This is a genomic window from Arthrobacter sp. 7Tela_A1 (assembly GCF_049311065.1).
In the GTDB taxonomy this organism is placed as follows: domain Bacteria; phylum Actinomycetota; class Actinomycetes; order Actinomycetales; family Micrococcaceae; genus Arthrobacter_B.
In genome coordinates, this window is the sequence record NZ_JAXIOO010000028.1 from 1 (window position 1) to 21,333 (window position 21,333).

The following is a 21,333-nucleotide window of genomic DNA, read 5'->3' on the forward strand; positions in this document are numbered from 1 at the left end:
CGCCCCCGCCGCGGGCCGGCGCCGGCCCCCCGTGCCGGCATTAACCGGCTGCGGCCCGGGAGCTCAGTGACGGAAGACGATCTTCCCGGTGGCTTCGCCGTCGGAAAGCCGTCGGAATCCTTTGGCCGCCTCTTCCAGTGGGAGGACCGAATCGATCTCCGGCCGAACCCCGGTGGCGAGAAGGAAACCGATGAGGCGCTGCAGTTCTGCCTTGGTGCCCATGGTGCTGCCCAGAACCTTCAGCTGCAGGAAAAAGACACGGTTCAGGTCCGCGGGCGGATTCGGTCCGCTCGTCGCCCCGCAGGTCACCAGGGCCCCGCCCGGCTTCAGTGCCTTCAGGGAATGGCTCCACGTCGCCTCACCCACGGAATCGAACACGGCATCAACGCGCTCCGGGAGCCTGGCACCTGCTTCGAACACGGATTCGGCACCGAGCCCGCGTGCGTGCTCCAGTTTGTCCGGATTCCGTCCGGCCACCCACACCCGGTACCCCGCAGTCGAGGCCAGGGACACCAGAGCCGTCGCGACTCCTCCTCCGGCTCCCTGCACCAGGACCGTGGACCCGGGAGCGGCGGGTGAGACCGTAAACAGCATGCGGTAGGCGGTCAGCCAGGCGGTGGGCAGGCATGCTGCCTCTTCGAAGCTCAGCTGGGAGGGTTTTGGAACCAGGTTGCGTTCGGGGACCCAGACTTCACTGGCCATCGTGCCCGGGTATCGTTCCGAGAGCAGCGTCCGGCGCGGATCCAGCGTCTCATCACCTTCCCAGCCGGGAGAAGACACCACCGAATGGATGATGACGTCGTTGCCGTCGTCGTCCACGCCGGCGCCGTCGCAGCCCAGGATCATCGGGAGCCGGTCGGCGGGCAGTCCCACTCCGCGCAGCGACCACAGATCGTGCTGGTTGAGTGCGGAGGCGACGACGCGGACACGACGGAATCCCGGTTCCGGCTGGTTGGCGGGAAGCTCACCGACAACGAGTCCGCTAAGCGGATCCCCGTCGGACTGGGACTGGGCGTACACGGCTCGCATGGATAGCTCCTTTGGTCGCTTGTTGCTCCATCCTAGGGGACAGCCGGCCGACCCGGGCCGCCATCTGTCCGGGGCCGGCATTTACGCCATCGGTACAGTATGTGGGAGACTGAAGGGCAGAACTTGAACGCGAATCGAAGGAGGCAGCCATGAGCAAGCGAGCACGCAAGCGTCGTGACCGTAAGCGCGGCGGCGCAAACCACGGCAAGCGTCCCAACACTTAAGTCACGGGACGTTTGCGCGGTCTGACGCGCATAACAGAAAACCCCCGCAGCCTTCCGGCGCGGGGGTTTTCTGTTGTGCGCGGTTAGTGGTCCACGGACTGGATCTGGCTGATGCGGGCCAGGATGCTTGCTTTGAGTGTCTCGGGGGCAGCCTCGGTGCACGAGCGCTTCACCACGGACCGGATGACACACTCCAGATCGTGCTCCTCGGCACATTCCGGGCAGCCCTCCAGATGTTCCTTGATCTCCACGAGGTCATCATGCGAGAGCGCGCCGTCGAGGTACTCGTACAGCCTTTCGATGCGTGCATCATCGCAATCGCCCAGGCTCTGGCAATCACTCATAGTGTGTTCCCCTGTTTCTTGTTACCGGCAGCTGCCGGACGTTCCTTCGCCTTGATGCCGCGCTCGTGGGCGTACTCCGCAAGGATCTCGCGGAGCAGCTTCCGGCCGCGGTGAAGGCGGGACATCACGGTGCCAATCGGCGTGTTCATGATCTCGGAAATCTCCTTGTACGCGAAGCCCTCCACGTCGGAGAAGTAAACGGCCAGGCGGAACTCCTCCGGAATGGCCTGGAGCGCGCTCTTGACGTCAGAATCCGGCAGGTGGTCCAGGGCTTCGGCTTCCGCCGAACGGAGACCCGAAGAGCTGTGTTCAGCGGCGCGGGCCAGCTGCCAGTCCTCCACTCCCTCGGAGTTGGACTGCAGCGGTTCGCGCTGGCGCTTGCGGTACAGGTTGATATAGGTGTTCGTCAGGATCCGGTACAGCCAGGCCTTGAGGTTGGTCCCCGGCTTGTACTGGTGGAAGGCAGAGAAGGCCTTGGTGTATGCCTCCTGCACCAGGTCTTCGGCGTCAGCAGGATTTCGGGCCATGCGCATGGCAGCCGAATAGAGCTGATCCACGTACTGCATGGCGTCACGCTCGAACCTCAGCTTGCGGGCCTGCTCAGATTCAGCAGCGACATCCAGGCCCGGATCTTCCACTTGTGGGCTGCCTTCCGGCACATCAGTTCTCATTACGTTCAAGTGTAAGGGGCGTGTGCCCGCCAGCAAGGCGAAAGACCCGGCCGCCAAGACGGCAGAGTCGTCCAGCACTGCGTTCACCATCCGTGCCTGCTCCTTCATTATTGCCGTCTGTTGCGGTCCGGGTTTCTTCCCTGACTCCAGCCATAACCGGTGCCGGCAGGGGGTTATTCCTTCCCCGCCGCTCTTGAAGCTCGGGCCGCCGGGATGTAGAAGGGTTCCAAAGGTGCCAGACTAGGGGTTATCCGTTTGCGTACGGCACGCCTGGCTGCGCTGCCGTATCATCCCGTTCAGCACGCCGGACCCCGGCGCAACAAGGAGGCACGCATGACGATTGTCCGTTCCCTAGCCCGCCCGCTCCTCGCGTCAGGATTCGTCGCGGCCGGCGTCGAACGCCTGCGCAACGCTGATCAAACCGGTGAGCAGCTGGCCCCGTCACTGCGGCTCCTCGGCAAGAGCATGCCGTCAGCGGCCGGACTTGCGGACAATCCCGCCGCCGTCGCCCGTGTCCTCGGAGCGACCCAGCTTGGCGCCGCCGGCCTGCTCGGCCTCGGTAAGTTCTCCCGCCTGGCCGGCGTCGTGCTGGCAGCCACTACGGGCATCAACACCTTCGTGGAATACCGCAACGCTGACGCCACCACGGCTGAAGGCCGCAAGGACAGGCGCAACCAGCTGCTGAAGAACCTCTCCCTGATCGGCGGTGTCCTGCTCGCAGCAGTGGATACCAACGGGCGCCCCGGACTGGCGTGGCGCGCCGAGCACCTGGTGTCCGACACCGGGCGCAGTGTCCGCGCCATGGGCAAAGACGCCGGCCGCCGTTCCCGGCAGGTCACCAAGCAAACCAAAAAGCAGCTGGCCAAGGCGGACCGCGCCGTCCGCAATGCAGCCTCAGATATAGCAGGTTCCTAAGCACCATGGTTTCCCCTTCCGCGCTCCAGCCCGTAACAGAGGGCTGGCCGGCCCCCACCCCCAAGGACCCCGTCGATGCGGTGGTCCGGGTTCCCGGTTCCAAATCGCTCACCAACAGATACCTGGTCCTGGCGGCCCTGGCCGACGGACCGTCCCGTTTGCGTGCCCCGCTGCATTCACGTGACTCCGCCCTGATGGTCCAGGCGCTGCGGGCCCTGGGGGCGGGAATCACCGAGGTGCCGGGGTCGGGACCGTTTGGTCCGGACCTGCTGGTGGAGCCGCTACGCCCCGGTGCCGCGGGGGACACGGAAGTCGACTGCGGACTGGCCGGAACCGTGATGCGGTTCGTGCCCCCGCTGGCCGCACTGCGGAACGGCACAGTCTCCTTCGACGGCGATCCGCACGCCCGGCAACGTCCGATGGGCGTAACCATCGAGGCGCTGCGCGCCCTGGGAATCGAAGTCGACGACGGCGGCCGGGGTGCCCTGCCCTTCTCCGTCACCGGCCGCGGGGAGGTGGCCGGAGACCGGCTGGCGATCGACGCCGGCGCCTCGTCGCAGTTTGTCTCGGCCCTCCTCCTGGCGGGCGCACGGTTCGCCAACGGCCTGCATCTGGTTCACAGCGGCGCGAACCTGCCGAGCCTGGACCACATCGCCATGACCGTCCAGGTCCTCCGCGAATGCGCCGTCGAGGTCGACGATTCCGTTCCGAACCAGTGGCGGGTATCCCCCGGCACCATCCGGGCCTTTGACGTCGCGATCGAGCCGGACCTCTCCAACGCCGGCCCCTTCCTGGCGGCAGCACTGGTCACCGGAGGCACCGTCCGCATCCCGGGCTGGCCGGAGACCACCACGCAGGTAGGTGACCAGTGGCGCCGGATCCTCCCGCAGATGGGAGCCGAGGCGGAACTGTCGGATGGCGTCCTGACGGTCCGTTCCGGCGGCACAATCCGCGGAGGTGTTTTCGCGGACACCAGTGAACTTGCACCCACGGTGGCCGCGCTCTGCGCACTTGCGGATTCACCATCGGTCCTCACGGGCATTGCGCACCTGCGCGGCCATGAAACGGACCGCCTCGCTGCGCTGAAGACCGAAATCAACCGGTTGGGGGGCTCCGTCACGGAAACTGCCGACGGCCTGCAGATCGAACCGGCACCGCTGCACGGCGGCACCTTCGGCACGTATGCGGACCACAGGATGGCCACCGCCGGAGCCATCATCGGGCTGGCCGTTCCAGGGGTAGTCGTGGAGGACATCTCCGCCACGTCCAAGACCATGCCGGAGTTCGCGGACCTGTGGACCGAACTGGCAGCCGGGTCTTCGGACACCGCCGGCACTGCGCAGGAAGGCTAGCGGTGGCACGAGGTACCGGCGGGTGGGACGAATCCGACGTCAGGGTCCGCCCGAACAAAAAGGGCTCACGTCCGCGCACCAAGGACCGGCCTGCGCACGAGGACGCGGTGACCGGACGCATCATTACCGTGGACCGCGGCCGCTACACCGCGATCGTTGACGAAGACACTCCCCAGGAGCGGATCGTCACCGCTGCCCGGGCGCGCGAACTCCGCCGCACCCCGGTCGTCGCGGGAGACCTGGTAGCGCTGGTGGGTGACGTCTCCGGCGCCCCGGATACCCTCGCCCGGCTGGTCCGGGTGAATGAGCGGGCCACCCTCCTGCGGCGTTCCGCTGACGACACTGATCCGGTGGAGCGCGTGGTAGTTGCCAACGCGGACCAGCTGGTCATCGTGGTGGCGGCCGCAAATCCCGAGCCGCGCACCGGTTTCATTGACCGGGCCCTTGTTGCCGCCTATGACGCCGGAATTTCACCGCTGCTGTGCATCACCAAGGCTGACCTCAAGGACCCGGCTGAGCTGCTGGCCAACTATGAGCACCTCGATCTGGAGGTCGTCATCAGCCGGACGGCGCAGGATGAAGACACCGGCGTGGACTCCGAATCGGACGACGGGCTGTCCGCCCGGTTGGCAGGCAACGCCGTCGAGGCCCTCCATGAACACCTGCTGGGACGCGTCAGCGTGCTGGTGGGGCATTCCGGCGTCGGCAAGTCCACCCTGGTGAACGCCCTGACCGGCTCCCGCCGTGCCACGGGCGGGGTCAACGCCGTCACGGGCCGCGGCCGGCACACGTCCTCTTCGGCCCTCGCCCTGAAAGTCAACGACTCCCCCGCCGGAAGCTGGATTATCGATACTCCCGGCATCCGTTCCTTCGGCCTGGCCCATGTGGACCCGGACCGCATCCTCAACGCCTTTCCGGACCTCGAGCCCGGCACCGAGGCCTGTGAACGCGGTTGCCGGCATGACAGTGAAGCCGTGAACTGCGGGCTCGATGCCTGGGTGGAATCCGGCCAGGCAGGTGCTGCCGGACCGGCCCGTCTCGCGTCGCTGCGCCGGCTGCTGGGCTCCGGGATGCGGACCGAAAACAGGGCCCATGCCAAGGAGCTGGGAAGCCAGTAGACGCAGTTGCGGCGCGGGCACACGCCGGTCGCCTGCGTAAACGTGGGCACAGCGGTGCTAATAGCGATAAGTTGAAGTATGCCGTTCGCTCAGAACTACAACGATGATCTGCGTCTCGCCCATGTCATGGCCGACTCCGTGGACGACCAGACCATGTCCCGCTTCAAGGCCCAGGACCTGCGGGTGGAGACCAAGCCGGACCTCACGCCCGTCACCGATGCCGACAAGGCAGCCGAAGACGCCATCCGCGGACAGCTCTCGCGTGCGAGGCCCCGCGATGCCGTCCTGGGCGAGGAATTCGGTTCCACCGGTTCCGGTCCCCGGCGGTGGATCATTGATCCGATCGACGGCACCAAGAACTTCGTCCGCGGCGTCCCCGTCTGGGCCACCCTGATCGCACTGGTGGACGACGGCGTTCCCGTCGTGGGACTCGTCAGCGCTCCGGCACTGGGCAAGCGCTGGTGGGCAGCCACCGGAACCGGTGCCTACATGGGCCGCTCGCTCGCCTCCGCCACGCGGCTGCGTGTATCGGATGTCTCCAAGCTCGACGATGCTTCGCTCTCCTACTCCAGTCTCACCGGCTGGAAGCAGCGCGGTAATTTTGATGAGTTCATGGGCCTCACGGATTCCGTCTGGCGGACCCGCGCCTACGGTGACTTCTGGTCCTACTGCATGGTGGCCGAGGGCGCCGTCGACATCGCCTGCGAACCCGAACTCAACCTCTACGACATGGCAGCCCTGGTGCCCATCATCACTGAAGCCGGCGGACGCTTCACGTCGCTTGAGGGCGAGGACGGCCCGTTCGGCGGAAATGCGCTGGCCACCAACGGGGTACTGCACAACGAGGTCCTCCAGCGCCTGAACCCGGACCTCGACGACCTTTTCTAGGGGCGTTCCACATGGCGGCGACAGGACCACGCCTGGACAGCCAGCGGCGGCGTGAGCTCGCCAGCAGCTACCGCAGCGGCGGAGAGCACTACGACCGGATCCGTCCCGGCTACCCGGACGAGGCTGTCCGCTGGCTTTTTGACGTTCCCGGAGTGAGTTCACGGACACCGTCCAACGTGGCCGTGGCGGACGTCGGCGCCGGGACCGGAAAGTACACGCGCACGCTGGCCGCAGCCGGCTTCGACGTCCATGCCGTGGACCCGTCGGAGGACATGCTCGGCCAGCTGCACAAATCCCTGCCGCAGGTTCCCGTAAGCGTCGGCACCGCAGAAGCCACCGGCCTTCCGGCTGCGTCCTTCGACGCCGTAACCGTTGCGCAGGCCTGGCACTGGTGCGATCCGGACGCGTCAGCGAAAGAATTTGCCCGAATACTGGTTCCCGGAGGCTTCGTTGGCCTCGTCTGGAACCAGCTCGACGTCAGCGTCCCCTGGGTCCACCGGTTCGCGCGCATCATCCATGCCGGTGACGTGCTCCGCCCCGGCTTCCGCCCGCCGATGGGCCCGGCACTCCGCCTGCAGGAAGCACACACCACGGCCTGGACCCAGCAGATGACACCCGCCGACCTCACGGAGCTGGCCAAGTCCAGGTCCTACTACCTCTCGGCGACCGAGGCCGTCCGTGCCAAGGTGCTGGCCAACCTGGACTGGTACCTGCATGAGCACCTCGGACATGCTGCCGGGGAGAGCCTGGAGCTGCCGTACCTCACTCTTTCCTGGCGGGCGACCCGGGCATAAACGGTTCCCGTGAGCCTGTTTCGCTGTGGCGGCCAGCTCCGGACTGAGCCGGTTCCAATACCCGTCGACCGCCTGCCGCGGGCCGGTCCCCTGTCCTAGACTGGACCGACCGGTGATGTGATGCGCGCGCCGTCGGCTGCGGAAGGGGTTGTGCATGGTCACGTTCGGTGTTGAGGAGGAGTTCCTGCTCGTCGATCCGGAGAGCGGCATGCCCTCGGCCCGCGCGGCGGAACTCGCGGAGAGCCTGGCGCTGGTCCCGGGGTTTGCCGGCTCGACGGAACTGCTCGCGTGCCAGCTCGAGACGTCCACAGAGATCTGCGAAAGTCTGGAGCAGGCTTCGGGCGCTCTCGCCGGGGCCCGGAATGCGCTGGCAGACGCTGCCTCCGTGGCCGGCCTCGACGTTATGATGACCGGCGCTGCACCGCGCATCCCTGACACACCGGCCCAAATCAGCGGCACCCCGAGATACCTCCTCATGGGCGAAACCACGGGTGCCGTGGCGGGTGAGCACTACCTCAATGGGATGCACATCCACGTTGCCGTCCCGGACCGTGAAAAGGGCGTGGCGGCCCTGAACTATCTGCGCCCCTGGCTCGCCGTCGTCGCAGCCCTGGCATCCAACTCCCCGTTCTGGCGCGGCCAGGACACCGGCTTCGCCAGCTGGCGCCTGATCCACTACCGGCGCTGGTCAGTGCAGGGCTGCCCGCCGCACTTCGGCGGTGCCGCAGACTATGACAGGAGGCTGGAGCAGCTGCTGGCCACCGACGTCGTGCTGGACGCCGGGCATGTGGGCTGGGCTGCGCGGCTGTCTCACCACTTTCCTACGGTGGAGGTACGGATTAGTGACGCCCAGCTGGAGGTTCGGGACACCGTCCTGCTCGCGGCGCTGATCCGTGGCCTGGTAACCACTGCGCTTACCCGCGAGGCTCTTCCCATCCAGTCCCCTGAGCTGCTCGACGCCGGGATTTGGCAGGCGGCACGGTACGGCCTGGGCGGTCAGCTGCTGGATGTCCAGGGCGGATCGGCCTCTGCACAGGATCAGGTTGATGCGCTGCTGGCCCTGATCCGGCCGGCGCTCGAAGAAGCCGGGGACCTGGCGTTTGTTACTGCCGGGGTGCGGCGGCTGGCCCTTGAGGGGACGGGCGCCGCCCGGCAGCGGGCCGCAGTGGCCGACGCCGGGTGGGACGGGTTGGCTGACATCTTCAGGCGCTCCCTCACCGCATTCTAGCCCTGTGAGAAGAACCTCAGTCTGCTTCTCATTTGGATTCCGTGCACCAGTTGGCCCTAGTCTTCTCAACAGGCACTGCCGGCAGTCTGCAGCGTGCCCCAAACAGATTCTGGAGGGTTGAATGGCGACACTGGGCATCGAGGAAGAGTACCTGCTGCTGAATCCGGACACCGGGCTACCGTCGCACCAGGCGGAGGAGGTGGCAGGTTACCTGCACCGTTCACCACGCGTGACCGACGGTGAAATCCAGCGCGAGCTCCTCAGCTGCCAGATCGAGACGGCCACGCCCGTTTCCTCGACGTTGACGGAAGCGGAAGAGTACCTGCTCAATTTCCGGTCACAGCTGGAAACCGCAGCCGGAAAAGCCTCCGTGGTTGCGGCAGGCACCGCGTCGGCTCCCCTGATCGCGGACCATTACCCCGAGCTCACGGACAAGGAACGCTACCGCCAGCTGAAGGACAGCGCTCCGGGAATCGTCGGTGACCAGTTTGTGAACGGCCTGCATGTCCACGTTTCCATCCCGGACCGGGAGTCCGGCGTCCAGGCGCTTAACCGGATCCGGGAATGGCTCCCGGCGATCGTGGCCCTGAGCTGCAACTCCCCCTACTGGCTGGGCCGGGACAGCGGCTTCGGCAGCTGGCGGGTGGTGCACTACCGCCGCTGGCCGGTCCAGGGCTGCCCTCCAACCTTCAAAGACGCAAACGACTACGAGCGCCGCATCCAGCAACTGGTGGCCACCGGCGCCATCATCGACCGCGGTGTCCTGACCTGGATGGCCCGCCTCTCCGATTCCTACCCCACGCTGGAGGTCCGAGCCGGCGACGCCCAGCTCAGGGCGCGGGGCTCAGTCCTTCTGGCTGCACTGGTCCGCGGCCTCGTGTCCACTGCCGTCAAGGAAGCCGAACGGGACGTGCTGCGGCCGAATCCGGAGCCGGAGCTCCTTGACGCGGCGATGTGGCAGGCAGCCCGGCAGGGGATGACCGGCATGCTGGTGGACCCCGCCAGTGCAGAGCTGGTGCCTGCCCAGACCCGTGTCCGGGACATGCTGGAGTTCATCGGACAGGCCCTGGATACCGAAGGGGACACGGAATGGGTGCAGGCCGGCCTCACGGAAATCCGGGACTCCGGGACGGGATCCGAGCAACAGCGCCGGGCCATGGAGAGCCATGGCATGGACGGCCTGCTGGAGCTCTACCGGGGAACCCTCGTCGGAGAACGCTAACCTGCCGGGCTGATGTCCGTCACTCGTGCCTCCCAGGGGGCCAGGACTGCCGGATCCGTTTCCCCCGCATAGTTGCCCAGCAGGATCTTTCCTGTCCGAAGGTCCGGCGGAACCGCGAGCTCCTGGTTCGAGGGATTGGCCAGGATCCTCAGGCTGACGTCCCCGAGCGTCCGGCGGAACGCGAACAGTGCCGGGTGGTTGGCATACAACAGGCTGAACGTGCCCAGCGCGATGACCGGAAGGTCATGCCGCATGCGGATCAGCTCCTGGTAGTACCGGAAAATCGACTTTGCTGAAGCCTTGTCGGTTTCGGCGTTGATTTCCCCGTGGCGGGGGCCGATCCCGATCCACGGTATGCCGCCGGTGAATCCGGCGTTGGGACCGGGATCCCACTGCATGGGAGTGCGGGCGTTATCCCTGGAGACGTGGCGCAGCAGCTCCAGTACTGCCTCTGGCGATCTCCCCCGGGCTGTGGCCTCCGCATAGAAGTTCAGGGTCTCCACGTCCCGGTACTGGTCGATCGAGGAGAAATCGGCATTGACCATGCCGATTTCCTCGCCCTGGTAGATGAAGGGGGTCCCCCGCTGCATATGCAGGAGCGTGGCCCAGAGCGTCGCAGATTCGTAGCGGAAGGCCGCCTCATTCCCAAAGCGCGAGACGTGCCGGGGCTGGTCATGGTTGCTCAGGTAGAGGCTGTTCCAGCCGCGGACCTCGAGTCCGCGCTGCCAGCGGTTCCAGCTTGTCTTGAGGTCCCGGAGCCGGACCGGGCGCCTGTCCCATTTCCCGCCGGGACCGTGGTCCAGGTTGACGTGCTCGAATTGAAAGATCATGTCCAGTTCCCCACGCTCCGGGATGGTGAACAAAAGCGCCTCTTCAACCGTTGCCCCGGTGGTTTCCCCCACGACCAGGTAATCAGTGTCCCGGTCGGCAAAGACGTTGCGCATCATTTCCTGGACGAATTCGTGGACGCGCGGACCGGAGGTAAAGAACGGTGCCCCGTCCCCCCACACCCCGCCGAACTGGATCATGCTGTCCGGAAACCGCTGGTCCTTGGAGATGTAGTTGATGGCGTCCATGCGGAAACCGTCAATGCCGCGGTCCATCCACCAGTTCATCATTTCGAAAACCCGGGTCCGCACCCGGGTGCTCGCCCAGTTCAGGTCGGGCTGGTGGGCGGAAAAGATGTGCAGGTAGTACTGCTGGGTCGGTTCGTGCCAGTTCCAGGCCGATCCGCCGAAGAGGGAGCCCCAGTTGTTCGGTTCGGCCCCTGGCTCCCCGCCCTTGAACGAACCGCGCGGATCTCGCCAGAGATAGGAGTCCCGCGAGATATTGTCCCGCGATGATGCCGAGACCTTGAACGCAGCATGCTCCGTGGACGTGTGGTTGACGACGAGGTCCATGATCATCTTCATGCCCCGTGCATGCACTTCAGCGAGCAGGTAGTCGAATTCCTCCTCCGTTCCGAAGACGGCGTCAATCCGGCGGTAATTGCTGATGTCGTAGCCATTGTCGCGCTGCGGGGACTCATGGACCGGGGACAGCCAGATGACGTCTACCCCCAGCTCGGAGAGATGGTCCAGGCGCTGGACGATTCCCGTGAGATCCCCGATTCCGTCATCGGTGGTGTCCTGGAAGCTGCGGGGGTAGATCTGGTAGACGACGGCATTGGTCCACCAAGCGGGCCGGGATCTGTCCCTCATTGACGCTCCTGATAGTGAGCGGTTTCCCGGAGTCGGTTCCGGGCAGTGCCTGGGCGCCAGTTTACGGCTGGGAGCACGCGTTAGACAGGTGCCGCTGCCAGTCCGGGGCCGTCTTGCCCCGGGTCCGGCACATTCCTTGATAAGCGGGCTGCACAGTGGCTAACGTGACGCCTACTCTGGTCGCCCGTGTGCCCCGCTCATGGCGGTCAGTGCCTGGACCCCAACCGTTTGGAGTATCTGCCATGGCAACACTTACCGTATGGAAATTCCCCGACGCGGACGCCGCAGAACGGGCAACACAAACACTCGCCAGCCTGCAGTCCCAGAACCTGATCACAGTGCAGGACGAAGCAATCGTTACCTGGCCGCGCGACAAGAAAAAGCCCCGGACCATCCAGGAACACAACACGGTTGGAGCAGGCGCCCTGGGCGGCGGCTTCTGGGGCCTGCTTTTTGGGCTCATTTTCTTCATACCGCTGATCGGGGCCGCTGTCGGAGCCGCCATCGGTGCACTGTCCGGTTCCATGGTGGACGTGGGGATCGATGACAACTTCATCAAGCAGATCCGGCAGGAAGTCACCCCGGGAACGTCGGCCCTGTTTGTCCTGTCCTCAAACGCCGTCGAGGACCGCGTCCTTGACGCCTTCAAGGACAGCTTCCCCGGTGCATCGCTGATCGCCACCAACCTCTCCAAGGACCAGGAGAACAACCTCCGGAAGGCCTTCGCCGAGGCTGACTAGGGACCTCCAGGACTAACGGCCCGGGGGGGGGGCGGGGCCGCGCGCGCCCCCCCTGCCGTATCGTTAAAGCGATGATTACTCGACGCCAGGCCGCACAGTTCCTTGATATTCCGCTCGAAATGGCCACCAAACACGGCATACCGCCACGGCTGGAACAGGCCGAGCTCGATGAGCTGGATGCCAATCCCCCGGCCTGGCTGGCTCAGTCACGGGCCAACCGGACCGGCAAGCGTCCCGTCTGGGTGCGCCTTGAATGTGAGGTCTGCGGATTCCGGGAAACTGCCCGGCCCAAGAAGTGGTGGCCGGACTTCACCTTTGTGGCCTGCGATGACCACAGCGACCGCGAGCTCCCCGCAGTTCCTGAAGGAAGTGTCCGCAGTGAATATGAGGGTGTGGGCTCCCGCTTCACCGGAATCGTCGACGTTCCGGTGAGCAGGGCCCAATAGTTTTCCGGCTTTTCTAGCGGCCTGTGGCGGCCAGGCCGGTGCGGGCCATTGCGTCCTTATAGACGATCCGCATTTCCGCCAGCGATTCCTGCTGCCGTTCCTCGGTGGCACCAAACGAACGGCCCTCGGCCGAACGCGCCTTGTAGACCTTGAAGCTTCGGCGGTAGATCATCCGGTTCTCGGTCTTCAGGAAGGCAGCCGCCAGGCGCTGGGCTTCCGTGCCGTGAGCGACGATCACCGAAGCCCGCGGAACCAGTGCCAGGAAGCGCAGCAGCGGCTTCAGCCCCTCGGCAACCTCTTCCTTGGTGAGCTTGGTGTGCGGTTCCCCCGGGGTGTACCAGGGGTGCACGTTCCACGGCATGACGTACTTGGGCTGCAGGCCCACCTGCCAGTGAACGCCAAGGAGGCGGGTGACGGCCTCGTCGCTGCCTGCGGTGATGAAGCCTGACGGATGGGCAGGGCCGTTGTTGGAGAACAGGCTCACGATCCGGGCTTCGTCCACGTCATGCTGCGGATCAATGTAAGGCACTTCGCTGCCGGGCTTGAGCTCGGCGAGGGTATCGCACAGCTGGTTGACTTCGGCGACGTTGGGTTCGTAGCGGCGGTCGAAAAGGGAAACCTCATGGGTTTCTGCGGGCGATTCAGCGGCGTTTTCTGCGTGCGTTTCTGCGGACGTTTCAGCGGGGGCGGACTGCATGGGGGTGGCGCTTCTCCTACGGTATTGCGTGTCTTCCCGCCGCGGGGCGTGGGGCACAGTGCAGCTGCTCCGGCTTGGCGGCACGTGCGAAGGCAGAGCGCGCAGCGGAGCAGCAGGTCAGTGGTGGGTGCGGTGGAAAGGGGCGCCTCCGCACCGGAAGCCGGACACTGCTGTGGGCAGGGCGGCGGGCGAAGGGCTTCTTCCAAGCTTACCAAGGGCTGGCCGGGGCCAGCGCCAAGTGCCTGTCCCGGAGCCTGTCCGCGGGGCCGGCGATCAGGCCCGGCGGCCCGCCTGGAGCCCTGACATGGGTAGTTCTGCCCATCGACTTCTGCGGGGAAAGGAAGCAGACTCTGCCGTAGCGAAGATGTCCAACATCTCCAGGGGGAACATGCAGTACGAGATCCAGCCGGGTGTCATCCACGCTGCCATCGTGGATATCGCTGCGGACGGCCAGGCTCTGCTGGACGCCGGCAGGGATGCCGAGACAAGTGCTGACCAGCTCGCCGGAAGTTTTGGCTCCGCGGAAGCGGTAGCCGGGGCTTTTTCCCGGTTCTGGGATCCGCGCCGGGATGTCGCCCGGAACGTAGCCAGCCTGATCTTCCGCAAGGCCTCTGCTTTGGCAGACGCCACAGCGGCTTTTGTGGAGGCTGACGGCCAGATGACTGCTGCCGCCGAGTCAGCCCTGGCAAAACTGCCTACCGCCTATTCCCCGGCTTCCCCGCCGCGGACCGGCCGGCTCCGGTTCATGGAGGAATGATGGCTGGCGCTGCGCTTCCTGAGATCAGCGGGGACTGGTCCACCCTTGATGCCGCTGCCGCGGACCTGAGGGTGCGCGCCGAGGTGGCCGAGAGCTACCTGACCGATGCAAGCACCGCATGGAACCGGGTCATTCCTGCCTACCGAGAGCCCGGGACACAGGATCTGGTGCACACGGCTATGGATTCCCTGGCTGCACCCATGGCCGGCTGGCGGTCCGCCCTCGTTGCCGCTGCCGGCATCATCGAGGACTTCGCAGCCGCCGCAGGCGCCCTCGGCGATGAGTGCCGGACGCTCGAAGCCGAGCGGCCGTCCTCAGACCCTGCCGAAGACGATCCCCCAGCGCAGCGCGCCCTGGACGAATTCAATACCCGTGCGGGTGAGCTCACACAGAAGTGGAATACCCTCCAGCAGGAGACTGCCGCTCGCCTGGCTGCCATTTCCGGGGGGACCGGAGAGGGACTGCCCATGGCGGCCAGGCCCGGCGGGTCTGTGCTCCCGGAGGTCGAATGGGCTGCCCTGACGGTCGCCCTCGACGACAGGTTGGGTGCCGTAACTCCCGGTCAGCTGCTGGAGTCGCTGCGGGGGCTGGGCACGGCAGAGCTGAAGGCATGGGCGGAAGCCAACCCGGAGGCCGCTGCCTTGCTGGCAGCCAATAAACCGATGGGCCCGTTCCCCCTGGGAAGTCCCGAGGCAGCCATGTCCGATGTCCTCCACGACAGCCTGTCGCAGGAGGGAATTGCAGCCATCCGCACTGCATGGCTGCAGCTGCCCGCCGCAGACCAGGAGAAGCTTCTGCTGCTGTACCCCGCGGTGTTCGGCGCACTCAACGGGGTGCCATTTGCCTCCCGTGCCCACGCCAACACCATCACGGTCGCGGGCTGCCGGCAGTCGCTGAAGCAGGAACTGGCCGCATTGGAGGAACCAAAGCTCGCCGACTACGGATACGACCGCGCTTCGGCGATGCGGTGGAACCATGACCACACGGCATGGGAAGCTCAAGTGGACCGCCTGGACCGGGAGGTCAAGGCACTGGACAACGTGACCAGGCAGGGAACACAGGTGCTTCTCGTCAGCTCGGAAGGGGACGGAAGGATTGTCACGATGAAGGGCACACCCTCCGAAGCGGTCACCACAGCCGCCGTCCTGGTTCCAGGCACCAGTGCGGACCTGACCTCGGTGGAAGGCTATACGGGCCGGCTGGATGCCGTGGACGGGGAAGCCGGGCCGGAGAAGCTCTCAATCTACTGGCAGGGCTCCGATCTGCCGGACCAGCTCCACGACAACCTGACCAGCTCCTATAACGAGGACGGAGGTCCTCTCCTGGCGGCCTTCGACCACGCCCTGGACCTGGAACTCGCCGAGGGGACCCGCAGTACGTACATCGGCTACAGTGCCGGCGGGTCGCTGCTCGGTACCGCCGAACGGGAAGGCCTGGGTGCCACAAACATCGTCTACGTGGCACCTGCCGGGATCGGGCATGAGGTGTCAAACCCTCAGGACACCGCCACCCCGGACGCCAACCGCTATTGGCTCCAGACCCGGGACGACCCGATCACGGTAGCGCAGGTGGCCGGTGGCGGGTTCCACAGCGGGTCCTTCTGGAGCGGCGGAGATCCCAAAACGCAGATGGGTGCCGTGCGCTTGGAGACCGGGTTCCTGGACCCGGCCGATCCGGAATCCCTGATGAGGGGCCACTCGGAGTACTTCTACGAGGGCTCGACGTCCGCGGCAAACATCGCGGCCGTGGTCGAAGGAAAGAAGGTCAGCCTGTACGTTGAAGACGAGTGGCACACGGTAGCTGGCCGCTCTTACCCGCTGAGTCCGATAGCCACCCGGCCTGAAGAATACACGGACAGGAAACTGAAGACCGTGCCTACCGAAAGTCTCGAAAAGTGATCCGCACCCGTTCAATCCAAGCCCTCACCGGGGCCCTGTTCCTTTCAATGGCTGTAGGAGGCTGCGCAGTGAATTCCGAACCTTCACCCCGGACAGCCCACGCGGATGAGGGCAGCCGCCTGGCGCAGTTTGAACAGCTGCTGCCTTCCCTGGTGGAACAGGCAGGCGAAGGCCTGGAGATCCGGAAGCTCCGGGAGGAGTCCTGCCTGCGCCCTGAGATTGAGGAACAGCAGCTGGAGACCGGCTGGCTTGGCTCCGCCGCCGGCCGGGTCAACGATCCGGAAACCGCGAACGCGGCGCTTGACCGGCTGCGGAACTGGCTCGATTCCGAGGGCTGGGAGTACCGGAACGAAGTCACCAATCCCCCCGAGGAAGGGGGCGAGATTCGGGTCCTGATCTACCGAAAGGATGACGTAAGCGTCACGGCGACCCACCGCGACGACGGCGGCCACCTGGTTGAAGTCCTGGCCAAATCCCCATGCACGGAGAATCCACCGGAACACCAGATGCAGCGCTCCGAGCTGGATCCGCAGTACGGCATCCCCAGCCAGTACTACCAGGACGGCTCCTCCTAGCTGATTCCTGCACGGACCCTCTGGCCACTTACTCGGGGCCGGAGGACCGGGGAGGCACCGATGAAACGCCGGAACACAAAAAGCACCCCGGCCCGGAGGCCGAGGTGCCCTTTGAAAAGGGTGGAGATGGGGGGAATTGAACCCCCGTCCGATGTCGTGTTGTCAGGGCTTCTCCGGGCGCAGTTCACGTCGGAGTTTCTCGGCCCCAGCCATCATGTGAACAAGTGGCTGATCCGGGCCCAGCCGTCTAAAAGTCCCGAGCACTCCAACGGCGAAAGTGCTCAGCAGTGGCCCTCTAAATGACGCCAGGATCCGGGACGAGAGCATTCCCGGTCTGACGGACTATGCCCGCTGCTTAGGCAGCGAGAGCGAAGTCAGTGCGCTTAGAATCGGCACTTATTGGTTTGCAAGGAGCGTTTACGAGATAACCCTGCATCCTCGGCCCGCTTCACCTGTCGCGACTAACATCGTCGAAACCTGTCATCCCCGTATTCAGTTATCAAACTGATGTATCCGACCGCAACCGGCCGGACCGTTAACTATAACGCATTGACGCTAGAACGTCATTCCGAACACCGTGAACGGCGCGCCCCACAGAACGACCAGCAGGGCAGACAGCAGGACGAACAGCACGGACAGGATAGCCAGGCCCGTCATGCCGGCGTACTTGCGCCGGAACGCCCAGACGAAAAGAACGGCGTTCGCCGCCAGTAGGACCGGGCTGGCCCAGACCAGGATTTGGGCCAGGTAGACGTAGAACACGGCGAAGAACGGCACGGCCACCAGGATGACGACCGGAGCCACAGCTGCGACAACCAGCAGGTCCAGAACGGTCACAGCCCAGGCCCAGAGAGGTTTACGTGCCTGCTCTTCGCTGGATTCGTCGACTTCCTGGAGCTGTGATTCCCAGAACGCGCTGCTCATCAGGCGCCGCGGTTCTTGGAACGCATTTCTCGCAATGCCTCGCGGTTGTCCTGCTTTTCACGCAGCGTCTGGCGCTTGTCGTAGTCCCGCTTGCCGCGGGCAACGGCGATCTCCACTTTGGCACGGCCGTCCAGGAAGTACAGCTGGAGCGGAACGATCGTGAACCCCGATTCCCGGGTCTTCTGCGCAATCTTATCGAGCTGTTCGCGGTGCAGCAGCAGCTTGCGGCGGCGCCGCGCGGAGTGGTTGGTCCAGCTTCCGTTCAGGTACTCCGGGATGTACACCGCTTCCAGCCACAACTCGTCGTTGTAGAACGTGGCGAATCCGTCGACCAGGGAGGCCCGCCCCTCCCGCAGGGACTTCACCTCGGTTCCCATCAACACCATGCCTGCTTCATAGGTGTCGAGGACTTCGTAGTTGTGCCGGGCCTTGCGGTTGGTGGCCACGACTTTACGGCCACTTTCTTTGGGCACGGTTCAACTCCTTCGTTAGATGAGAAAACACCTATTCTATGCCTACAGCAAACCCGTCGGGTTAACCAGCTGGCCGTTGAGCATCGTCTCAAAGTGCAGGTGGCATCCCTGGGAGTTACCGGTCGTCCCGACGTAACCGATCAGCTGTCCAGCGTTGACCCACTGTCCGGCATTCACCAGCCGGCTGCTCAGGTGGTAGTAGTTCGTGGCGAGGGCACTGGTGCCGATGACTCCGTGGTTGAGCACGATCCGGTTTCCGGTGCCGATCATTTCTCCGCCGCCGGTGTCCGAACGCCAGACCTCTCCGGCTGCCGCAGCGTAGATCGGGGTGCCGCAGCGGGCCCCGAAGTCGAGCCCGGAGTGCAGATACCCGCCGCTGCCGTTGAAATCAATGGTGCCGACCGGCGTCGCACGCCAGCCAAAGCCCGAACTGAGCGGAGCACTGACAGGGTAACGCAGTCCAAAGGCGGACGGGTTGGTGGGCTGCAGTGTCTGGGGAGGAGGCGCGGGCTGGTTGTTTTGAGCCGCTTCTGCCGCCGCGCGGCGGTTGGCCTCGGCGATCCGGGCTTCCTCTGCGCGCCGTGCTTCTTCGAGCAGGATCCGCTGCCGTTCCGCGATCTCTGCCTGGACCGCCGCCTGCTCGGACTGGATGGAAGCCAGCTTGGCCTGGATGACCGGCTTCTTCGCTTCCAGTTCATCGTTCAGCGATTGGGCACTGGCGATGAGACTGTCCACCTTGGACTTCTCTTCAGCGGCTTCGTCGCGGGCCGCCTGCTCCGATTCCAGGGCTTCCTGTGCCTGCGCCTTGAGTGAGGAAATCTCCTCCTCCACGGCGGCGAGGCGGGCTTCTGAGTTCACGTTGGTGGCGGCTTGCTGGGTGAGGCGCTCGACGGCGGCGTTCTGGCCGCGCAGGGCCTGGCCGGCCATGCCCATGGAATCCGTCAGGCTGTCCGCTCCCTCGGCACCGAAAAGCAGCGTGAGGCTGGAGGGCACTCCCCCGCTCTTGTAGGCCTGGCTGGCAATCTGCCCGATGACCTTCTGCGTTTCGTCGAGGGCCTGGCGGTCCTCTTCGATCTGGGCGGCAATCGTGTTGCGGCTCTCCTGCGCCAGCGCAACGCGGTCCGTGAGGGCGCCAACCTTCGCCGAGGCTGTGCTGACCCGGCCCTCTGCTTCCGTCAGGACGGCCTGCGCTGCCGGCAGTTCCTCGTTCTGGTAGATGTTCAGCTGTGCCACCGTCTTGGCAATGTCCTGGTCGAGGTACTCGTACTGTTCCTGGACCTTTTGCTGCTCAGCTTCGAGTGCGGCCTTGCGGTCACTGAGTTCGTCTGCGGCGGCCGGGGCATTCACCGCACCGAGGGCGAGGGCGAGCGAAAGCAACACCGCTGCTCCTGCAGCGGCTGCACGTTTGGCAGCTCCCACCGAGGCGGGGGCTGCGGCGGCAACGGTGCCCTGCCGCTCCCGGCGCCTAGTCATTGGCAAAGCAATTCATATGGTCTTTCATCTTTCCTGTCCCAGTGCCCACACTCTAAACCTTGATGTACCGTCTGAGCGTCAGCAGCGAGGAAACACCCGCCAGCAAAGCACCAAGAATCAACAGGGCCGGACTCAGCATGAGCACTTCCCGCGCGGATATGAAGGCAGTTGCGGGATATTGGCGGGCCAGCATACCGATAAAGAAGTGCGCCACGGCCCACAGGGTTCCCGACGCGAGGACGGCTCCGATGAGCGCGGCAATCACGCCCTCCAGCACAAACGGCAGCTGGATCACCGCCTTCGAGGCGCCCACCAGCCGCATGATCCCCGTTTCACGGCGCCTGCTGAACGCAGAAAGCCGGATGGTCGTGGCGATCAGGAGGATGGCGCAGACCAGCATCAGCACGGCAATGAGCAGCGCCACCAGGGAGGCGATGTTCATGAAGGAGAACACCTTTTCCAGCAGTTCCCGCTGGTCGCTGACGGACTCGACGCCGGGCATGGAGGAGAACGCCTCGTTGATGACCTCGTACTTCTCCGGGTCAACGAGGGAAACGCGGAAAGTCTCCGGAAGCTGGTCTGCCGTCACACTGTCAACGATCGGAGAGTTTGCGAACTGCTCGCGGAAGTGGCCCAGGGCAGTTTCCTGGTCCTCGAACTGCACCGTGTCGATGTATTGCTCGAATTCAGGCGACGTCAGCTTGGCTTCGATGGCAGTGCGCTGCTGGTCAGTCACGGCGCCTGAGGCACATGACGGCGAGACATCGTTGCCCACGCACAGGAACACCGCAACCTGCACCCGGTCGTACCAGTAACCCTTCATCTGGTTGATCTGCAGTTGGAGCAGCCCGGCAGCACCGACGAAGGTCAGAGACACGAAGGTCACCAGGATGACCGAGACAACCATCGACAGGTTGCGCCGGATTCCGGATCCAATTTCGCCCAGGACAAAAGCCATCCTCATTCGGGGGCCTCCGAACCGGAGAGGCCGCCGGCCTGGGCGGGGGTGCGCTCTTCGGTCCCGGCCGGGCCTGCGGTTGCGGCGGCGCCTGCGGGGTCTCCCGCGGCAGGGACGACAGGCTGCATCGCCGTCGCCAGGTAGATTCCCTCCCGCTCATCGCGGATGACCTTGCCGTGGCGCAGTTCGATCACGCGCTTGCGCATGGCGTTGACGATGTCGTGGTCGTGCGTGGCCATGACCACGGTGGTTCCGTTCTGGTTGATCCGGTCCAGGACCTTCATGATGCCCAGCGACGTTGTCGGATCGAGGTTGCCGGTCGGTTCGTCGGCAAGGAGGATGCCCGGTTTGTTCACGATCGCCCGGGCAATGGCCACACGCTGCTGCTCGCCGCCGGAGAGCTCATGCGGCATCCGGTTGTCCTTGCCTTCCAGGCCCACCGTCTTGAGGACCTCGGGAACGGTCTCGCGAATAACGGCGCGGCTCCGGCCGATGACCTGCATGGCGAACGCAACGTTGGCGAAGACGGTTTTGTTGGGCAGCAGGCGGAAGTCCTGGAACACGACGCCGATGCCGCGGCGCAGGCGCGGAACGCGCCAGCTGGGAATCTTCGCGACATTGGAACCGGCGACGTACACCGTGCCGCGGGTGGCGTGCTCTTCCTTCATCACAAGGCGGATCAGCGTGGATTTGCCTGAACCGGATGCTCCCACCAGGAAGACGAACTCACCGCGGTCCACGTCAAAGCTGACCGAGTTCAACGCCGGCCTGGAGTTGCGGTCATAGACCTTGGTGACGTTGTCGAATGTGATCATTAGCGTTTCATGCCCTTGTCTAACTACCGGATCGGCAAGGGCCTTGGGTTGGGGAGCAGGGAACCGGCCTTTCGACTATAGCCAGCGGATCG

General features: G+C 65.1%; 23 protein-coding genes and 1 other RNA gene. 13 read left to right on the plus strand and 11 right to left on the minus strand.

The genetic code is table 11. The annotated features are described in order from the left end of the window. Window positions 1–63 precede the first annotated feature (63 nt). Window positions 64–1,029 carry a zinc-binding dehydrogenase gene (locus tag TVB01_RS11970; RefSeq protein ID WP_422456135.1) on the minus strand — a complete coding sequence of 322 codons (966 nt, stop codon included), beginning with the start codon at window positions 1,027–1,029 and terminating at the stop codon, window positions 64–66. A 149-nt stretch (window positions 1,030–1,178) separates the two neighbouring features. On the opposite strand from TVB01_RS11970, the gene TVB01_RS11975 reads away from it, so the two are divergent. Next, a complete protein-coding gene (locus tag TVB01_RS11975) occupies window positions 1,179–1,253 on the plus strand; it encodes a 50S ribosomal protein bL37 (RefSeq protein WP_369299106.1) in 75 nt (24 codons plus the stop codon). A gap of 83 nt (window positions 1,254–1,336) precedes the next feature. Here the strand turns inward: TVB01_RS11975 and rsrA are convergent, their stop codons facing one another. Further along, complete coding sequence (gene rsrA / locus TVB01_RS11980; protein WP_227894604.1) at window positions 1,337–1,597, minus strand: mycothiol system anti-sigma-R factor; 261 nt, start codon at window positions 1,595–1,597, stop codon at window positions 1,337–1,339. Then, window positions 1,594–2,376 carry a sigma-70 family RNA polymerase sigma factor gene (locus TVB01_RS11985; protein ID WP_422456136.1) on the minus strand — a complete coding sequence of 261 codons (783 nt, stop codon included), beginning with the start codon at window positions 2,374–2,376 and terminating at the stop codon, window positions 1,594–1,596. The genes rsrA and TVB01_RS11985 overlap by 4 nt, the downstream gene beginning before the upstream one ends. A 225-nt stretch (window positions 2,377–2,601) precedes the next feature. On the opposite strand from TVB01_RS11985, the gene TVB01_RS11990 reads away from it, so the two are divergent. The 7 genes from TVB01_RS11990 to TVB01_RS12020 all read left to right on the plus strand — a co-directional run bounded on the left by TVB01_RS11990 (window position 2,602) and on the right by TVB01_RS12020 (window position 9,785). Next, on the plus strand, window positions 2,602–3,183 hold the full coding sequence (locus TVB01_RS11990) for a DoxX family membrane protein (protein ID WP_422456137.1): 582 nt from the start codon (window positions 2,602–2,604) through the stop codon (window positions 3,181–3,183). A gap of 5 nt (window positions 3,184–3,188) precedes the next feature. After that, the gene (gene aroA, locus TVB01_RS11995) at window positions 3,189–4,535 is read left to right on the plus strand and encodes a 3-phosphoshikimate 1-carboxyvinyltransferase (protein WP_422456138.1); all 1,347 of its coding nucleotides are present in this window, start codon (window positions 3,189–3,191) and stop codon (window positions 4,533–4,535) included. A 2-nt stretch (window positions 4,536–4,537) separates the two neighbouring features. Next, entirely contained in the window at window positions 4,538–5,653 is a 1,116-nt protein-coding gene (gene rsgA / locus TVB01_RS12000) for a ribosome small subunit-dependent GTPase A (protein WP_422456139.1), read from the plus strand. Window positions 5,654–5,731: 78 nt separating this feature from the next. Then, window positions 5,732–6,541: a histidinol-phosphatase gene (gene hisN / locus TVB01_RS12005; RefSeq protein WP_422456141.1), complete on the plus strand. Its 810-nt coding sequence runs from the start codon at window positions 5,732–5,734 to the stop codon at window positions 6,539–6,541. 11 nt (window positions 6,542–6,552) lie between these two features. Further along, window positions 6,553–7,335: a class I SAM-dependent methyltransferase gene (locus TVB01_RS12010; protein WP_422456142.1), complete on the plus strand. Its 783-nt coding sequence runs from the start codon at window positions 6,553–6,555 to the stop codon at window positions 7,333–7,335. A 154-nt stretch (window positions 7,336–7,489) separates the two neighbouring features. Then, window positions 7,490–8,563 (plus strand): carboxylate-amine ligase, encoded by a 1,074-nt coding sequence (locus tag TVB01_RS12015; protein WP_422456143.1) that lies wholly within the window; start codon window positions 7,490–7,492, stop codon window positions 8,561–8,563. A gap of 121 nt (window positions 8,564–8,684) precedes the next feature. Further along, window positions 8,685–9,785: a carboxylate-amine ligase gene (locus tag TVB01_RS12020; protein WP_422456144.1), complete on the plus strand. Its 1,101-nt coding sequence runs from the start codon at window positions 8,685–8,687 to the stop codon at window positions 9,783–9,785. Here TVB01_RS12020 and TVB01_RS12025 read toward each other — a convergent pair. Then, window positions 9,782–11,485 (minus strand): alpha-glucosidase, encoded by a 1,704-nt coding sequence (locus TVB01_RS12025; protein WP_422456145.1) that lies wholly within the window; start codon window positions 11,483–11,485, stop codon window positions 9,782–9,784. The two genes, TVB01_RS12020 and TVB01_RS12025, sit on opposite strands and share 4 nt — an antisense overlap. Window positions 11,486–11,727: 242 nt before the next feature. On the opposite strand from TVB01_RS12025, the gene TVB01_RS12030 reads away from it, so the two are divergent. Together TVB01_RS12030 and TVB01_RS12035 are read left to right on the plus strand one after the other, a co-directional pair. Further along, the gene (locus TVB01_RS12030) at window positions 11,728–12,225 is read left to right on the plus strand and encodes a DUF1269 domain-containing protein (protein ID WP_422456146.1); all 498 of its coding nucleotides are present in this window, start codon (window positions 11,728–11,730) and stop codon (window positions 12,223–12,225) included. Window positions 12,226–12,296: 71 nt separating this feature from the next. Beyond that, window positions 12,297–12,671, plus strand: a complete 375-nt coding sequence (locus TVB01_RS12035) for a hypothetical protein (RefSeq protein WP_422456147.1) — start codon at window positions 12,297–12,299, stop codon at window positions 12,669–12,671. A 13-nt stretch (window positions 12,672–12,684) separates the two neighbouring features. Here TVB01_RS12035 and TVB01_RS12040 read toward each other — a convergent pair whose 3' ends face one another. Then, complete coding sequence (locus TVB01_RS12040; RefSeq protein WP_422456148.1) at window positions 12,685–13,368, minus strand: uracil-DNA glycosylase; 684 nt, start codon at window positions 13,366–13,368, stop codon at window positions 12,685–12,687. Window positions 13,369–13,672: 304 nt separating this feature from the next. Between TVB01_RS12040 and TVB01_RS12045 the strand changes: the two genes are divergently transcribed. The 3 genes from TVB01_RS12045 (at window position 13,673) to TVB01_RS12055 (ending at window position 16,598) form a co-directional block, all read left to right on the plus strand. Continuing rightward, a complete protein-coding gene (locus TVB01_RS12045) occupies window positions 13,673–14,125 on the plus strand; it encodes a DUF6507 family protein (protein WP_422456149.1) in 453 nt (150 codons plus the stop codon). After that, on the plus strand, window positions 14,122–16,023 hold the full coding sequence (locus TVB01_RS12050) for a hypothetical protein (RefSeq protein ID WP_422456150.1): 1,902 nt from the start codon (window positions 14,122–14,124) through the stop codon (window positions 16,021–16,023). Before TVB01_RS12045 ends, TVB01_RS12050 begins: the two co-directional genes overlap by 4 nt. A gap of 68 nt (window positions 16,024–16,091) precedes the next feature. Beyond that, window positions 16,092–16,598, plus strand: coding sequence for a hypothetical protein (locus TVB01_RS12055; protein ID WP_422456151.1), 507 nt, complete (start codon window positions 16,092–16,094; stop codon window positions 16,596–16,598). Between the two features lie 118 nt (window positions 16,599–16,716). Here the strand turns inward: TVB01_RS12055 and ssrA are convergent. The 6 genes from ssrA to ftsE form a co-directional block, all read right to left on the minus strand. Continuing rightward, window positions 16,717–17,086: a transfer-messenger RNA gene (gene ssrA / locus TVB01_RS12060) on the minus strand. Window positions 17,087–17,153: 67 nt separating this feature from the next. Beyond that, window positions 17,154–17,522 carry a hypothetical protein gene (locus TVB01_RS12065; RefSeq protein ID WP_422456152.1) on the minus strand — a complete coding sequence of 123 codons (369 nt, stop codon included), beginning with the start codon at window positions 17,520–17,522 and terminating at the stop codon, window positions 17,154–17,156. Continuing rightward, window positions 17,522–17,995: an SsrA-binding protein SmpB gene (gene smpB / locus TVB01_RS12070; RefSeq protein ID WP_422456153.1), complete on the minus strand. Its 474-nt coding sequence runs from the start codon at window positions 17,993–17,995 to the stop codon at window positions 17,522–17,524. The genes TVB01_RS12065 and smpB overlap by 1 nt, the downstream gene beginning before the upstream one ends. A 42-nt stretch (window positions 17,996–18,037) precedes the next feature. Next, window positions 18,038–19,468, minus strand: a complete 1,431-nt coding sequence (locus TVB01_RS12075) for a peptidoglycan DD-metalloendopeptidase family protein (RefSeq protein ID WP_422456154.1) — start codon at window positions 19,466–19,468, stop codon at window positions 18,038–18,040. Window positions 19,469–19,520: 52 nt separating this feature from the next. Next, on the minus strand, window positions 19,521–20,432 hold the full coding sequence (gene ftsX, locus TVB01_RS12080) for a permease-like cell division protein FtsX (RefSeq protein WP_422456155.1): 912 nt from the start codon (window positions 20,430–20,432) through the stop codon (window positions 19,521–19,523). After that, window positions 20,429–21,241: a cell division ATP-binding protein FtsE gene (ftsE, locus tag TVB01_RS12085; RefSeq protein ID WP_422456156.1), complete on the minus strand. Its 813-nt coding sequence runs from the start codon at window positions 21,239–21,241 to the stop codon at window positions 20,429–20,431. The genes ftsX and ftsE overlap by 4 nt, the downstream gene beginning before the upstream one ends. Window positions 21,242–21,333: the final 92 nt, after the last annotated feature.

Excerpts from the sequence above, each read along its gene's own strand:
- TVB01_RS11970 (WP_422456135.1), bottom strand. The coding sequence starts at position 1,029 with ATGCGAGCCGTGTACGCCCAGTCCCAGTCCGACGGGGATCCGCTTAGC.
- rsrA (WP_227894604.1), bottom strand. The coding sequence starts at position 1,597 with ATGAGTGATTGCCAGAGCCTGGGCGATTGCGATGATGCACGCATCGAA.
- TVB01_RS11985 (WP_422456136.1), bottom strand. The coding sequence starts at position 2,376 with ATGAAGGAGCAGGCACGGATGGTGAACGCAGTGCTGGACGACTCTGCC.
- TVB01_RS11990 (WP_422456137.1), top strand. The coding sequence starts at position 2,602 with ATGACGATTGTCCGTTCCCTAGCCCGCCCGCTCCTCGCGTCAGGATTC.
- aroA (WP_422456138.1), top strand. The coding sequence starts at position 3,189 with ATGGTTTCCCCTTCCGCGCTCCAGCCCGTAACAGAGGGCTGGCCGGCC.
- hisN (WP_422456141.1), top strand. The coding sequence starts at position 5,732 with ATGCCGTTCGCTCAGAACTACAACGATGATCTGCGTCTCGCCCATGTC.
- TVB01_RS12010 (WP_422456142.1), top strand. The coding sequence starts at position 6,553 with ATGGCGGCGACAGGACCACGCCTGGACAGCCAGCGGCGGCGTGAGCTC.
- TVB01_RS12015 (WP_422456143.1), top strand. The coding sequence starts at position 7,490 with ATGGTCACGTTCGGTGTTGAGGAGGAGTTCCTGCTCGTCGATCCGGAG.
- TVB01_RS12020 (WP_422456144.1), top strand. The coding sequence starts at position 8,685 with ATGGCGACACTGGGCATCGAGGAAGAGTACCTGCTGCTGAATCCGGAC.
- TVB01_RS12025 (WP_422456145.1), bottom strand. The coding sequence starts at position 11,485 with ATGAGGGACAGATCCCGGCCCGCTTGGTGGACCAATGCCGTCGTCTAC.
- TVB01_RS12030 (WP_422456146.1), top strand. The coding sequence starts at position 11,728 with ATGGCAACACTTACCGTATGGAAATTCCCCGACGCGGACGCCGCAGAA.
- TVB01_RS12035 (WP_422456147.1), top strand. The coding sequence starts at position 12,297 with ATGATTACTCGACGCCAGGCCGCACAGTTCCTTGATATTCCGCTCGAA.
- TVB01_RS12040 (WP_422456148.1), bottom strand. The coding sequence starts at position 13,368 with ATGCAGTCCGCCCCCGCTGAAACGTCCGCAGAAACGCACGCAGAAAAC.
- TVB01_RS12045 (WP_422456149.1), top strand. The coding sequence starts at position 13,673 with ATGGGTAGTTCTGCCCATCGACTTCTGCGGGGAAAGGAAGCAGACTCT.
- TVB01_RS12050 (WP_422456150.1), top strand. The coding sequence starts at position 14,122 with ATGATGGCTGGCGCTGCGCTTCCTGAGATCAGCGGGGACTGGTCCACC.
- TVB01_RS12065 (WP_422456152.1), bottom strand. The coding sequence starts at position 17,522 with ATGAGCAGCGCGTTCTGGGAATCACAGCTCCAGGAAGTCGACGAATCC.
- TVB01_RS12075 (WP_422456154.1), bottom strand. The coding sequence starts at position 19,468 with ATGACTAGGCGCCGGGAGCGGCAGGGCACCGTTGCCGCCGCAGCCCCC.
- ftsX (WP_422456155.1), bottom strand. The coding sequence starts at position 20,432 with ATGAGGATGGCTTTTGTCCTGGGCGAAATTGGATCCGGAATCCGGCGC.
- ftsE (WP_422456156.1), bottom strand. The coding sequence starts at position 21,241 with ATGATCACATTCGACAACGTCACCAAGGTCTATGACCGCAACTCCAGG.